The organism is Rhizobium sp. TAL182 (assembly GCF_002117725.1).
Lineage (GTDB): Bacteria > Pseudomonadota > Alphaproteobacteria > Rhizobiales > Rhizobiaceae > Rhizobium > Rhizobium esperanzae.
Genome location: NZ_CP021024.1, coordinates 1,059,594 through 1,072,452 on the forward strand (window position 1 = coordinate 1,059,594; position 12,859 = coordinate 1,072,452).

The following is a 12,859-nucleotide window of genomic DNA, read 5'->3' on the forward strand; positions in this document are numbered from 1 at the left end:
CAAGCGCAACTTAGTCATTGTGACAGACGGAGAGCTTTGCTAATCAGGCGTCGATTTGAGCTGGCGCCTAGCGCCGAAAGCTCTGGTGGGGCGTAGCCAAGCGGTAAGGCAGCGGTTTTTGGTACCGCCATCCCCTGGTTCGAATCCAGGCGCCCCAGCCACATCTCCCCTTTAGTTGCACGGCCGCTTCTTTCCCTCATCGTGACACTTCGACTGACTTGTAGTTGCAAAGTGGAGCATAACAATATTCATATGATGCGAGTGGGGAGAGGATTCACAAAAATAGATGGACAAGCGCTCGTTAACTGAACGCGACATCTGCACGAAGTTCATCTTGCCGGCGGTCAAGCAGGCAGGCTGGGATACGATGTTGCAAGTACGCGAAGAGGTGTTCTTCACGAAAGGGCGCATCACCGTCCGTGGCAAGTTGGTGGCCAGAGGGTCGGCCAAGAAGGCCGACTTCGTTCTCTACTACAAGCCGAACATTCCTATCGCTCTCATAGAGGCCAAGGACAACAATCATTCCGTTGGTGACGGGCTTCAGCAGGGTTTGGACTACGCGGAAACGCTGAACATTCCGTTTGTATTTTCCTCGAACGGCGACGGCTTCGTTTTTCACGACCGTACAGGGCTAAGCCCGACAAAGGAACAAAATCTCCATCTCGAGCAGTTTCCCTCACCTGAGGATCTCTGGCGGCTCTATTGTCAGTCGAAGGGTTTGGATCGTTCTGCAGAGGAATTGGTCCTCCAAGACTACTATGATGACGGCAGCGGGAAGGCTCCGCGCTACTATCAGGTCAACGCCGTCAACACCGCGGTAGAGGCAATTGCCAAAGGGCAGGACCGGGTACTGCTTGTAATGGCCACCGGCACAGGCAAGACTTACACCGCGTTTCAGATCATCTGGCGTCTTTGGAAAGCGGGACGGAAAAAGCGCATCCTTTTCCTCGCCGACCGGAACGTTCTGATTGACCAGACCATGGTCAATGACTTTCGGCCCTTCGGCGGTGCGATGGCCAAGCTGTCGACCAAGTCGAAGACGATCGAACGCGCAGATGGAGCTGATGTTGACCTGGCGCTCGCGTTGGACAGAAAGCGCCGGATCGACACATCGTTTGAAATCTACCTTGGTCTTTACCAGGCTATCACCGGACCCGAAGAGCGTCAGAAGCTGTTCCGCGAGTTTTCTGCCGACTTCTTTGATCTCATCGTTATCGACGAGTGCCATCGCGGCAGTGCAGCTGATGATTCCGCGTGGCGGGAAATCCTCGAGTACTTCTCGGCCGCGAGCCAGATCGGTCTCACCGCGACGCCAAAGGAAACCGAATATGTCTCGAACATCGCCTATTTCGGCAAGCCGGCATTCACCTATTCCCTGAAGCAGGGTATCAGCGACGGCTTCCTCGCTCCGTACAAGGTCATCAAAGTTCACATCGATCGAGACGTTGAGGGCTACCGCCCCGAGAAGGGGCAGTTGGATCGCGATGGCGAGGAAGTCGAGGATCGCATCTACAATGCCAAGGATTTCGACCGAAACCTTGTTCTCGATGACCGCACCAAACTGGTCGCCTCCAAAGTCACAGCGTTCCTGAAGGAGAGCGGTGATCGGTACCAGAAGACCATCGCTTTCTGTGTCGATGAAGAACATGCCGCTCGCATGCGGCAGGCGCTGATCAACGAGAACAAGGACCTCTGCGACGAGAATGCGCGCTATGTGATGCGCATCACCGGCAGCGACGCGATCGGCCAGGCGCAGATCGGCAATTTCATCGATCCCGAATCGAAATATCCGGTCATAGTCACGACGTCCCGACTGCTTTCGACTGGAGTGGACGCGCAAACCTGCCGGCTTATCGTGCTGGACCGTCCTGTCGGCTCGATGACCGAGTTCAAGCAGATCGTCGGTCGTGGCACGCGCGTGCATGAGGATACCAAGAAATTCTACTTCACTCTTATGGATTTTCGGGGCGCGACAAATCACTTCGCTGATCCTCATTTCGACGGCGAGCCGGTGCAGATTTATGAACCGGGCGAGAACGACCCGATTACGCCGCCGGATACGGATACTCCCGGGTTCGAAGACGAGAAACAGGACGAATATAAAGACGATTTTCCAGCCACGGTTGGCGAGGGCGTCGCTCTGCCGTCGAGTGGTGGAGAGTCACAGAGGAAGGTCTACGTCGATGGTGTGAGCGTTCGAGTCCTGGCGGAGCGCGTCGAATATCTCGACGCCAACGGCAAGCTCGTGACAGAAAGTCTTCGAGATTTCACGAAGTCAGCTCTCCTCAAGCACTTCGCAAGCCTCGATGATTTCCTGCGCCGCTGGAAGGGCGAAGAGCGCAAGGAAGCCATCGTCAAGGAGTTGGCCGGCGAGGGTTTGTCGCTTGATATGATTGCCCGAGAGCTCGGCATTGACCTCGATCCTTTCGATCTCGTCTGCCATATCGCGTTTGATCGGAAACCGCTGACGCGACGAGAGCGAGCGGAAAACGTCAAGAAGCGTGACGTATTCTCTCGCTATGAAGGCAAGGCCCGGGCGGTGTTGGACGTGCTGCTAGATAAGTATGCAGATGGAGGAATTCTGGATCTTGGTGATACCAACGTCCTTCGTGTTCCTCCCATGAACAAGTTAGGTACACCTGTTGAACTCGTCCGGGCTTTCGGAAGTCGAGAGGCTTTCAAGTCGGCTGCTCGCACGATTGAAAGCGCTCTCTATGAGGGGGCTATATAGGGATGGAAACGATCGCCGAGGAGAGCCTATATAGCTATGCCGATAACAGGCAAATGCGAAAAATGCGTTGCTTGTCGATTAGACGGAGCAAGGGTTGCTTCGTTGATAGTTACATCGATCTGGCAACAAAGATCGCAAGCCTGCAATTCAAGAACCCAAACTATGTGATGCTCTTCCGAGGGCAGAAAGCTGATTATCGAAGACCCAATAGGGACCATGATATATCGACGCTCAAACCAACTATATTTCGTGGAGTGCCGAGCCCTTCTGAAAAGACGCTCACGCGTCGGTTTGAAAAGCTAAGAAGGGCCGAAACTTTACTCATCACCGCGTACGAGCAGTCGGGGTTTCCAGATTTGGAACGCCTCCAAAGGCACCGCATTCTGCGATGGTCAATCTTGCAGCATTACGAAGTTTGCGACACCCCCCTTCTGGATGTGACGCACTCACTGAGAATTGCTGCGTCGTTTGCCAGCGCCAATGCTGATGGCGAGGCGTTTGTCTTCGCTTTGGGTGTTCCCAATGTCAGCGGAGCTATTACAGCAAGCGCTGAAGCAGGACTTCAAGTAATCAGGTTGTCTAGTGTTTGTCCGCCAGCAGCGGTTCGGCCTCACATCCAAGAAGGATATCTCTTGGGCGAGTATCCTGAGATGGCCGAGATGGGTCAAAAGGAACTCTACCCGCACTACGAGATCGACTTCGCCCGGAGAGTGGCAGCGAAGTTTCGGTTTGATCCCAGGTCTTTTTGGGAAAACTCGGATTTCCCTCAAGTGGGACAGCTTGCGCTTTACCCAAATACGAATGATCCGCTATTCGAACTTACAGAAGCGATTAAGCTACGATTGAAGCGTTGAGGCAGAATAATCAATATGTCAGTGCGTAATACCGTCAAATCCATCCAGGACATCATGCGTCAAGATGCCGGTGTCGATGGCGATGCCCAGCGCATCAGCCAGCTCTGCTGGATGTTCTTCCTCAAGATCATGGACGATCAGGACCAGGAGCTAGAACTGACGCGCGACGACTACGTCTCGCCGATCCCGGAGAAATTCCAGTGGCGCAGGTGGGCGGCCGATCCCGAAGGGATCACCGGCGATGCATTGTTAAGCTTCGTCAATGGCGAACTCTTTCCGGCGCTCAAAGCGCTGCAGGTTTCGTCGCAGCCAGGCGATCGCCGCCGCGTCGTGCGCGACTTGTTCGAAGATGCCTATAATTACATGAAATCCGGTCAGTTGATTCGTCAGGTCGTCAACAAGATCAGCGAAGTAGATTTCAACAGCCTGACCGAGCGCCAGCACTTTGGCGAAATCTACGAACAGATTTTGAACGACCTGCAATCAGCCGGCAACGCGGGAGAATATTATACTCCTCGCGCGCTCACCTCCTTCATGGTGGACCGTATCGACCCCACACCTAGCGAAACCATGTTCGACCCCGCCTGCGGCACAGGCGGCTTTTTGACCTGCGCCATCCGCCACATGGAAAAGAACCATGTGCGCACGCCCGAGCAGCGGGAGAGGATGCAGGCCAGCTTGCGAGCGGTGGAAAAAAAGCCGCTGCCGCATATGCTCTGCATTACCAACATGCTGCTGCACGGCATCGAAGATCCAAGCTTTGTACGCCATGACAACACACTTGCCCGCCCGCTGATCTCCTGGGGCAAGGACGAGCGCGTCGACATCATCCTTACCAACCCGCCCTTCGGCGGGCGCGAGGAAGATGGCATCGAAAACAACTTTCCGACCTTCCGTACAAAGGAAACCGCAGACCTGTTTCTGGCGCTGATCGTGCGGCTGCTGAGGCCTGGCGGCCGCGCTGCTATTGTCCTGCCGGATGGCTCGCTGTTCGGCGAAGGCATAAAAACGCGATTGAAGGAACATCTGCTGGAGGAGTGCAACCTCCACACCATCGTCCGCCTACCCAATTCGGTCTTCAAGCCCTATGCCTCGATTGGCACCAACTTGCTGTTCTTCGAAAAAGGCATGCCAACCAGGGACATTTGGTATTGGGAACACCGGGTGCCGGATGGCCAGAAGGCCTATTCCATGACCAGACCCATCCGCCAGGAGCATCTGCAGGATTGCGTCGACTGGTGGGGCGGCAAGGCGCGTGAGGGCCGTGAAGAAGGCCCGCAGGCCTGGCGCGTAAGCCTTAAGGAGGTCAAGGCGCGCGGCTACAATCTTGATTTCAAAAATCCGCACACAGTGGCCGATGACCATGGCGATCCTGAAGCGCTGTTCACCGAACTCGTTGCAGCGGATACGGAAGCCGCACGGCTGCGCGACCAGTTAAAAGCGATCCTGGCGGAGGCGCTGGCCCGATGAACGCCGAGCGCCTGTTGCAGCACTATGAAATGATTGCCGATGCACCGGATGCGATTGCCCGGCTGCGGCGGTTTATTCTCGATCTGGCCGTGCGCGGCAAGCTTGTGCCGCAAGGCCCGGCGGATGAGCCTGCGTCGGAGCTGCTGAAGCGGATTGCGAAGGCGAAGTCACTGTCGGATAGGAAAGAGCGAGCTAAGAAGCAGTCAGAGGACCCGACGAAGGATGGGAAGGGAGTTCCCCTTCCTGCTGGCTGGACATTCGCTCCGCTTGCTGACCTGGTCGCGGTAATAAATGGACGTGCGTACAAACAGCAGGAACTCCTCAGCGCAGGCACGCCTGTCCTCAGAGTTGGAAACCTTTTCACCTCAGATAAGTGGTACTACTCAGACTTGCAGCTTCCCGAAGATAAGTATTGTGAAAGGGGAGATTTGATTTTCGCGTGGTCTGCCTCGTTCGGCCCTTTCATTTGGGACGGTGAGAAGGTGATTTACCACTATCATATTTGGAAGCTGATGCTTCACAGCGAGGCCGACCTCAACAAGCTCTACTTATACAATTTTCTCCTGCAAAAGACGCGTGAGATCAAAGAAGCCGGCCACGGCATCTCGATGATCCACATGACTAAGGAGAAGATGGACCGACTTTCAGTTCCACTCCCGCCGCTGGCCGAACAACACCGCATCGTCGCCAAGGTCGATGAACTCATGGCGCTGTGCAACGATCTGGAAGCGGCGCGGACGGAGCGGGAGGCGACGCGAGAGCGGCTGACGGCGGCAAGCCTCGCCCGCCTCAACAGCTCCGATCCCGAGACATTCCCCGACGATGCCCGCTTTGCGATGGAGGTCCTGCCGGCCCTGACGGCGCGGCCGGACCAGATCAAGCAACTGCGCCGAACCATTCTCAATCTCGCTGTCCGCGGCAAGCTCGTGCCGCAGGACCCTGATGACGATCCTGTCAAACCGCACTTGAGTAAAGCAGAGCATCGCCATGACGCTATCCCGGAACACTGGGCTCATACGCCTCTGACCGATCTGTTGGCTGAGGACACGAGGAATGGCTACGCGCGCCGGCCAGACGATGCGCCCAATGGGACCGCTATCCTCCGCATAAGTGCCGGAACAGTTCGGCAAGACGGAGTAGTTGCAGAAGAGGAACACAAACTGATCAGTGGAATCGATGCCAAGACGCGACTTCAGTACGAATTGAGAAGCGGCGATCTGTTGGCCTGTCGATTCAACGGCAACAAATCTTTCGTCGGACGGTTGACGATTTTCCGTGACTATCTTGGCTTGCATCCAATTTATCCTGACAAGCTGATTAGAATACGTGCCGATCGGAACTTAGCCCTACCAGAATTCCTCAGATTGGCAGCCGAGTCTGACCTCGTGAGGGCGGAAATTGAGAGCATTTGTGCTACTACCGTCGGAAACTGGGGCGTGAGCGCTTCTAATTTGAAAGAGGTCCGCTTCCCCCTCCCGCCGCTTGCCGAACAGCACCGCATCGTCACCAAGGTCGATGAACTCGTGGCCCTCTGCGACCAGCTGGAAACGAGCCTGAGTAGTGCCGATGACACCCGCGGCAAGTTGCTCGACGCGTTGCTGGTCGAGGCACTTGCGCCTGTGAACGCCGAGGACCTTCAGGAGGCGGCAGAATGAGTGGCCTGCCAAGCAAGCCCCGTTCCATCCGCCTGCGCTCTTTCTACGGCTTCAGCCCTGAGGAGGACGGTTATCTCGGCTGGAGCGAGGAAAGTGCGCGCGACCGAATGCTCGAGCTAATCGAGGATGGCGATCTCTTCCTCATATATGGTGCAGCCTCCGCCGAAACCAGCAAGACCGAGCGTCACCGTGTACTTGGTTTTCTGCAGATCGAGCGGCGCGCCATCCGCGATGTCGACAAGGCCTCCTCCAGTGGCCTAAAGCGCAAGCGCGATCATGGCTGGGCGGACAAATGGAGCCATGCAATTCCGGTCGTTCGGGCCTGGCGCGTCGACGAGCCGATGCTTCTCGAAACCGTTGCCCCCGTCACCTATCGCCCCGAGGCCGGCCAAGCCATTGCCGTCTGGAGCCCCGAGCTGACGCAATCGGAAATCGATCTCGCGCTGAAGGTGAAGGTGATAGAGGTCAATGTCTTCGGTGAGCCGCCGATCGCGGAAACAGCGATGAATAAAGCCCCACTCGCGGAAGCCTTCCGCCCCTCCCGCGCCTTTCCGGGCAGCTTTGGTGAACGAACCTCGGTTTACGAGGATGGCCCGGCCCATCTTTATCTCGCTCGCTTTGAGGGTGACGGCTTTGCCATGATGGGCTTGTCAAAGCCGCAATTCGACAAGTCCGCCCTCATCAAGATCGGCGTGTCAAACGACCTGCAGCGGCGATTGACGGAGCTAAATTGCGGCTTTCCGCCCGCCGCCAAAGGCCGGTGGAAGATTGAGCTGAAGTCGGAGCCCTATGAAGACAAGGCCGCTGCCGAGGCCGCCGAGCAGTGCTTCAAGGACGCCGCCGCCAAACGTCTGCAAAGCTTGGGCGGCGAGTTCTTCCGCGGCGACTGGGCTGCTGCCATGAGTTTGTTCGCGTCGATCCCAGGCGTTTCGCGATTTGGGAGTGCGGGGCGATAGGCTCGTCAGGGAACCAAACGCGCTTCAGTATGGGCTCCGGCTGATCGCTGCAAACCGCCACTGAGCCGACGAGTGAACAAAGGGAAAATGCATGAGTAAAGTTCTGCGCACGGCGATCATTTACGATTTCGACGGCACATTGGCTAAGGGGAATCTTCAGGAGACCAGCTTCATTCCCAAGGTCGGAATGACGGCAGAGGACTTCTGGGGGGAGGTCAAGTCGAGGACGCGTCAGCACGACGCAGATGAAATTCTAGTCTACATGCACCTGATGCTGCAAAAGTCGCGCGAGATGAATGCCCCAATCACCGTGGAAGACCTGCGCAAGCACGGCAAGGATGCCCCACTATTTTCCGGCCTGGCTGACGGTTCCTGGTTTAAGCGGATCAATTCGTTTGCCTCTGAGAATGGATTGGAACTCGAACACTACATCGTTTCGTCAGGTATCCACGAGATGATAGAAGGATGCGCCATTCGCCATTACTTTCATCGCATCTTCGCGTCGAAATTCATCTACGAGAACGACGTAGCCGCTTGGCCGGGCGTGGGTATCAATTATACGACCAAGACCCAGTATCTGTTCCGCATAAACAAGGGCATCGACAATCATTGGAACAACGAAGCGGTCAATCAGTACATGCCAGAGCAGGATCGACCGATCCCCTTCGATCGCATGATCTTCCTCGGAGACGGAGACACTGATATCCCTACGATGAAAATGCTGACCTACCAGGGTGGGCATTCGGTCGCCGTGTACGATCAAGACCGGTCGGAGCGGGACCTTTCAAAAATACACCGCCTCATCTCGGATGGTCGTGCCGACTTTGTCGCGCCCGCCAGCTACGAGGAAAAGTCCCAACTCGATATTATCATTAAGGGCATTCTCGGACGCATTGCTCGCAAGCACGGGCAGATCCTCAAGGAGTAGTAGGCAACAACGAAATGGTGGTCCATCGGGCCCTCGTGCGACCGAAACCGTGTTCGCCTCGGCGCATTTGGAGCCCTAAGGATGCTCCGCAAACAACCGAACACCCGTCAACTCCGCCAGCCTCCCCACCAGCGCATCCTGAAACCCGGCATCACCAACCTCCGCCGCCGCCTCCCGCTGCTGCCGGTGATACCAGTACCCGCCGCTGACCTTGGCCGCGGCATCATCGCTCGTCGCCAGCCACGTCTGCGTGAGGTGCCCCATCTCCAGATCATCCGGGGCGCCGGCGCCGCCCATTTTGGTCGGCACCCAGCCGGGGTCGACGGCGTTGCTGAACACGTCAGGCCAGTGGCGGGCGAGGGCGGCGGAAAGGGTGGCGATGTAGAGCTTGCTTTCCGAATAGGCCTGGCTGGCGTTCCAGGGCCGCCGCTTCCAATCGATATCGTCGAGGGTGCTGGCGCCGCTGCGGTGCATACCGCTGGTGAGATAGATCAGCCGGTCGGGGCGGGTGATCCAGGCGGTGAGGAGATAGGGGGCGAGCAGGTTGACCGCCAGCGTCTTGGCGTGACCCTCCGGCGTTTCGCCGCGGCTGCGTTCGAGGTAGATGCCGGCATTGTGGATGACGGCATCCATGCGGCCGATGGCGTTGACCTGTTCGGCGATGGAGCGCGTCTCGGCGGCGCTGGCGAGATCGCCGATGACGAGGCCGAGGGCGGCGGCTGATGTCTCCCCGATGGCGGCGGCGCGCTCGCGGGAGCGGGCGTGGAGGACGACGTCATGGCCTTGGCTGATGAGGGTGCGGGCGGCGGCAAGCCCGAGGCCATCGGTGGAACCGGTGATGAAGATGCGGCTCATGGGGTTTCCTTTCGCGGTGGGTGGCGCGTTTGCTCGTTCCCTTTGGCAGCTTTGGTGCGAGCTTTCGGATGGAGCACAAGGAAGAGCACCATAGAGTTGGCTCTCAAAAAAACAGTAATTTCAGACCTCAAGCCGGGTTGACTCTCACGAGGCACACTCAAAACGGTTTGTCTTTCAATATCTGCGTTTTTTGATAGACAAGCCTCGTTGAGTTGATAATGATGCAGACAAGGCTGTTTGCCTGGCAAATTTCCTGAAATCTGAAAGTCAAGCATGGCCAAACATCCGAACCTCGACCTATCAGATGCTGTAGAATATCATTACGACCAGTTTCCTCCAGAGAGGATTGACGCCAACCAGCTTATAATGCCCATTGCTTCGGCATCAGCGGCGCTTGCGCGCTACGATCAGATGCTCAAAGGCATGCACAATAGCGAAATCCTGCTTGCGCCACTGCGCAATCAGGAAGCTGTCGTCTCATCCCGAATGGAAGGAACCGTAAGTACTCTCGACGAAGTCCTGCGGTATGAGGCAGATCAGGAGGAAGGCGGTAATGAGCCGGAAGGCCGTTATCGAAATGAAGCGATCGAAGTCTTCCTCTATAGCCGAGCCCTGACCGCGGCGCAGCGCAGTATCGAGCAAGGCGCGCCCCTTTCAAGCTTCCTTATCAAGAGCGCTCACAAGGTTCTGCTCGGCTTTGGCCGAGGTGCACATCTTTCTCCCGGTGAATTCAAGGTTGAGCAAAATTACCTGGCCGACCGCATGCGCCGCAAAGTGCATTTTGTCCCGATGCGTCCGGAGCAGCTCAATGATGGTATGGAGAGACTTTTCTCATTCGTCGAAGATAGGAATTGGCAGATACTGATCAAGACAGCCGTCGCCCACCTTGAGTTTGAGGCATTGCATCCGTTCAAGGACGGCAATGGCCGGATCGGGCGGATGCTCATCACCCTGATGCTATGGAAATATGGAGCAATATCCGCTCCTCACTTCTACATTAGTAGCTACTTCGAGGATCGACGCGACGAATATATTGACAGGATGCGCGAGGTTTCGAAGTCCGGTGCGTGGACCGAATGGGTTGTGTTCTTTCTAGAGGCGCTTGAAACCCAGGCTAATAAGAACCTTGCTACCGCAGAACGGATTCGCGACCTTTATGACGAGCTTAAGCGGGAGTTTCCGCAGATCCTCACATCTCAATGGAGCACCTCGGCTCTGGATTTTTTGTTCTCGCGTCCCGTCTTCCGGAACAATGTATTTACAAGCAAGTCGGGGATTCCGGAAGCAACTGCGCACCGGTTCACGCGCATACTAGTCGAGAAGGAGCTCATTAGAACATTGGAGCCCTCCGCAGGCAGGCGTCCGGCTCTGTACAGCTTTGAGCCACTGCTGCGGATTGTGCGCGAGTAGCTGGCGCCGGCCCAGGGAAATTTACCGCTCGGGATACCTTGGCGATATGGAATGGGTTGAGGCCGCGAAATTTCCCGGTCGGTAAAATCGTTGGCGGTTTTGTTGGGCGGGCATGGATCCTCGGCTCCAGGCCGAGGAAGACGGAGTGTGTGGGAGCGTTTCTGCCAAGCTCCAACCTCACCAACCCGCAGCCGCACCAACCTCCACCAATTACCGTCTCCGCTCCGCCCCGGCCGCAATCGTCTGCACCAGCTCGTCCACCTCGCGCGCCAGCCGTTCCAGCGGCAATCCGACGAAGCGGCCTTCCAGGCTGATGCTGACGACCCCGTGGACGGCGCTGAAGAGGGTGCGGGCGCGGATGGCGCGGTCTTCAGGCGGCATGTCGGGCTGCAGTTCGGCGAGCGGTTCGGCGATCACGTCCATCAGGAAGAGGTGTTCGTCGAGGTGCCATTGCGGCGTCGGGCTGGTGTCGGGGGGGAAGTGGTCGAACAGTGCCTTCCAGAGGTTGCGGTGTTCGACGGCGAAGGCGAGGTAGCCCTGGGCGAGGTTGCGGAGGCGGTCGGTCGGGCTTTTGTCGCGGGCCTCGGGCAGCGTCAGCTTCGCCTCCAAGGCCTTCAGCGTCGAGGAATTGACGTGGATGACGAGCTCGGCGAGGTCGGTAAAGACGGTGTAGAGGCCGCCGAGCGCGCAGCCCGCACCCTGGGTGATGTCGCGGGCGCGCAGATTGGTCAGCCCGTCGCGGGCGATGCGCTCGCGCGCCGCCTCGATCAGCCGCGCCTTCAAATCCTCGCGTTTTTCTTCTCGCCTGCCGGCCATTCACCATTCCACTTCGATTTTTGAACGGCGTTCAAAATTTATCTTGAACGCCGTTCATGATTCTGCCATAACAGCACTCGTGAACAACGTTCATAAACCGGAGGCAAGAAATGTTCAAACTGATTTCCATTCTCTTGCGGGGCAGGGCGCATGATGCCGAGCAGGCCTTTGCCGATCGCAACGCCGTGCCGCTGCTTGCCCAGCAGATCCGCGATGCGGCGCAATCGATCCAGTCGGCGCGCCGCAGCGTCGCCGTCGCCATCGCCCAGAACGAGCAGGAGAGGGCGCAGCATCAGACGATCGTCGGCCGCATCGCCGATCTCGAGAGCCGCGCCATCGCGGCGCTCGGCAAGGGCAATGACGGGCTGGCGCGGGAAGCGGCCGAGGCGATCGCCTTTCTCGAAGCCGAGCGCGATGCGTCGGAAAAGGCGCAAGCGCAGTTCACCACTGCTATCGCCAAGCTGAAGGGCATCGTCCGCGCCGCCGAGGCGCGGCTGCAGGAGTTGCAGCGCGGCGAGCGGCTGGCGCGGGCGACTGAAGAGGCGCAGAAGCTCGATGTCGCGGTCGCCGGCTCCGGCCTGGCGACACTCGACGATGCCGAGGAGACGCTTGCCCGCCTTCGTCTGCGCCAGAGCCAGAACGAACTGACGGCCGCCGCTCTGAAGGACATGGAAAGCGCCACGCGGCCGGCCGGCATCATCGAAAAGCTTGCCAAGGCCGGCTGCGGCGCTCCGCTCACTTCGTCTGCCGATGACGTGCTCGCCCGGCTGAAGAGCCGCATCACGCCGGCCGCCTGAATTCATCCATTCAACCATTCACCCCTAAAAATTGAAGGGCCACTGCAATGAACGACAGTTTCCAGAAACACTCCGCCAGCTGGGTCAGCTTCTCTTACATCTCCTTCGGCGCCGCCGCCTTCATGCTGGCGCTCGGCCTTTACATGATGCCGCTCGATCTCTGGGGCAAAGGCTATCTCGCCATGGGCATATTGATGCTGGTGCAGACGACGGTGAATATCACCAAGACGCTGCGCGACAACGCCGAATCCGAGAAGCTGATCCGCAAGGTCGAAGATGCCCGCACCGAAAAGCTGCTGGTCAAATTCAATCGTAGCGATGAAGATTGATCTTCCTTAACCACAGCGCAGAGTTGTTGCCGCATTCAACTTTTGCGTAACAACTCTG

Annotated in this window: 12 protein-coding genes and 1 tRNA gene; 10 read left to right on the plus strand and 3 right to left on the minus strand. The window is 57.5% G+C overall.

Annotated elements, in window-relative coordinates:
• Window positions 1-86: 86 nt before the first annotated feature.
• From Tal182_RS05260 to Tal182_RS05290, 7 genes are all read left to right on the plus strand, one after another.
• Window positions 87-161 (plus strand) — tRNA-Gln (locus Tal182_RS05260).
• A 125-nt stretch (window positions 162-286) separates the two neighbouring features.
• Window positions 287-2,731, plus strand: coding sequence for a DEAD/DEAH box helicase family protein (locus Tal182_RS05265; RefSeq protein WP_085858373.1), 2,445 nt, complete (start codon window positions 287-289; stop codon window positions 2,729-2,731).
• 2 nt (window positions 2,732-2,733) lie between these two features.
• The gene (locus tag Tal182_RS05270; RefSeq protein ID WP_085858375.1) at window positions 2,734-3,585 is read left to right on the plus strand and encodes an FRG domain-containing protein; all 852 of its coding nucleotides are present in this window, start codon (window positions 2,734-2,736) and stop codon (window positions 3,583-3,585) included.
• A gap of 15 nt (window positions 3,586-3,600) precedes the next feature.
• Window positions 3,601-5,055 carry a class I SAM-dependent DNA methyltransferase gene (locus Tal182_RS05275; RefSeq protein ID WP_085858377.1) on the plus strand — a complete coding sequence of 485 codons (1,455 nt, stop codon included), beginning with the start codon at window positions 3,601-3,603 and terminating at the stop codon, window positions 5,053-5,055.
• Window positions 5,052-6,710: a restriction endonuclease subunit S gene (locus Tal182_RS05280; protein WP_085858379.1), complete on the plus strand. Its 1,659-nt coding sequence runs from the start codon at window positions 5,052-5,054 to the stop codon at window positions 6,708-6,710. Before Tal182_RS05275 ends, Tal182_RS05280 begins: the two co-directional genes overlap by 4 nt.
• Window positions 6,707-7,666 carry a GIY-YIG nuclease family protein gene (locus tag Tal182_RS05285; RefSeq protein ID WP_085858381.1) on the plus strand — a complete coding sequence of 320 codons (960 nt, stop codon included), beginning with the start codon at window positions 6,707-6,709 and terminating at the stop codon, window positions 7,664-7,666. The genes Tal182_RS05280 and Tal182_RS05285 overlap by 4 nt, the downstream gene beginning before the upstream one ends.
• Window positions 7,667-7,757: 91 nt before the next feature.
• Complete coding sequence (locus Tal182_RS05290) at window positions 7,758-8,594, plus strand: HAD family hydrolase (protein WP_085858383.1); 837 nt, start codon at window positions 7,758-7,760, stop codon at window positions 8,592-8,594.
• Window positions 8,595-8,669: 75 nt separating this feature from the next.
• Here the strand turns inward: Tal182_RS05290 and Tal182_RS05295 are convergent, their stop codons facing one another.
• A complete protein-coding gene (locus Tal182_RS05295; RefSeq protein ID WP_085858385.1) occupies window positions 8,670-9,449 on the minus strand; it encodes an SDR family NAD(P)-dependent oxidoreductase in 780 nt (259 codons plus the stop codon).
• The gene (locus Tal182_RS31610) at window positions 9,446-9,724 is read right to left on the minus strand and encodes a hypothetical protein (protein WP_125461455.1); all 279 of its coding nucleotides are present in this window, start codon (window positions 9,722-9,724) and stop codon (window positions 9,446-9,448) included. The genes Tal182_RS05295 and Tal182_RS31610 overlap by 4 nt, the downstream gene beginning before the upstream one ends.
• Here Tal182_RS31610 and Tal182_RS05300 point away from each other — a divergent pair.
• Window positions 9,723-10,859 carry a Fic/DOC family N-terminal domain-containing protein gene (locus Tal182_RS05300; protein WP_085858387.1) on the plus strand — a complete coding sequence of 379 codons (1,137 nt, stop codon included), beginning with the start codon at window positions 9,723-9,725 and terminating at the stop codon, window positions 10,857-10,859. The genes Tal182_RS31610 and Tal182_RS05300 overlap by 2 nt on opposite strands.
• Before the next feature lie 210 nt (window positions 10,860-11,069).
• On the opposite strand, the gene Tal182_RS05305 is transcribed toward Tal182_RS05300, so the two are convergent.
• The gene (locus Tal182_RS05305; RefSeq protein ID WP_085858389.1) at window positions 11,070-11,675 is read right to left on the minus strand and encodes a TetR/AcrR family transcriptional regulator; all 606 of its coding nucleotides are present in this window, start codon (window positions 11,673-11,675) and stop codon (window positions 11,070-11,072) included.
• Between the two features lie 110 nt (window positions 11,676-11,785).
• Here Tal182_RS05305 and Tal182_RS05310 point away from each other — a divergent pair, with 110 nt between their 5' ends.
• Complete coding sequence (locus Tal182_RS05310) at window positions 11,786-12,472, plus strand: PspA/IM30 family protein (RefSeq protein ID WP_085858391.1); 687 nt, start codon at window positions 11,786-11,788, stop codon at window positions 12,470-12,472.
• A gap of 47 nt (window positions 12,473-12,519) precedes the next feature.
• Window positions 12,520-12,801 (plus strand): YiaA/YiaB family inner membrane protein, encoded by a 282-nt coding sequence (locus tag Tal182_RS05315; RefSeq protein ID WP_011424367.1) that lies wholly within the window; start codon window positions 12,520-12,522, stop codon window positions 12,799-12,801.
• Window positions 12,802-12,859: the final 58 nt, after the last annotated feature.

Coding starts and splice junctions, on each gene's coding strand:
- Tal182_RS05265 (WP_085858373.1), top strand. CDS start 287: ATGGACAAGCGCTCGTTAACTGAACGCGACATCTGCACGAAGTTCATC.
- Tal182_RS05270 (WP_085858375.1), top strand. CDS start 2,734: ATGGAAACGATCGCCGAGGAGAGCCTATATAGCTATGCCGATAACAGG.
- Tal182_RS05275 (WP_085858377.1), top strand. CDS start 3,601: ATGTCAGTGCGTAATACCGTCAAATCCATCCAGGACATCATGCGTCAA.
- Tal182_RS05280 (WP_085858379.1), top strand. CDS start 5,052: ATGAACGCCGAGCGCCTGTTGCAGCACTATGAAATGATTGCCGATGCA.
- Tal182_RS05285 (WP_085858381.1), top strand. CDS start 6,707: ATGAGTGGCCTGCCAAGCAAGCCCCGTTCCATCCGCCTGCGCTCTTTC.
- Tal182_RS05290 (WP_085858383.1), top strand. CDS start 7,758: ATGAGTAAAGTTCTGCGCACGGCGATCATTTACGATTTCGACGGCACA.
- Tal182_RS05295 (WP_085858385.1), bottom strand. CDS start 9,449: ATGAGCCGCATCTTCATCACCGGTTCCACCGATGGCCTCGGGCTTGCC.
- Tal182_RS05300 (WP_085858387.1), top strand. CDS start 9,723: ATGGCCAAACATCCGAACCTCGACCTATCAGATGCTGTAGAATATCAT.
- Tal182_RS31610 (WP_125461455.1), bottom strand. CDS start 9,724: ATGCTTGACTTTCAGATTTCAGGAAATTTGCCAGGCAAACAGCCTTGT.
- Tal182_RS05305 (WP_085858389.1), bottom strand. CDS start 11,675: ATGGCCGGCAGGCGAGAAGAAAAACGCGAGGATTTGAAGGCGCGGCTG.
- Tal182_RS05310 (WP_085858391.1), top strand. CDS start 11,786: ATGTTCAAACTGATTTCCATTCTCTTGCGGGGCAGGGCGCATGATGCC.
- Tal182_RS05315 (WP_011424367.1), top strand. CDS start 12,520: ATGAACGACAGTTTCCAGAAACACTCCGCCAGCTGGGTCAGCTTCTCT.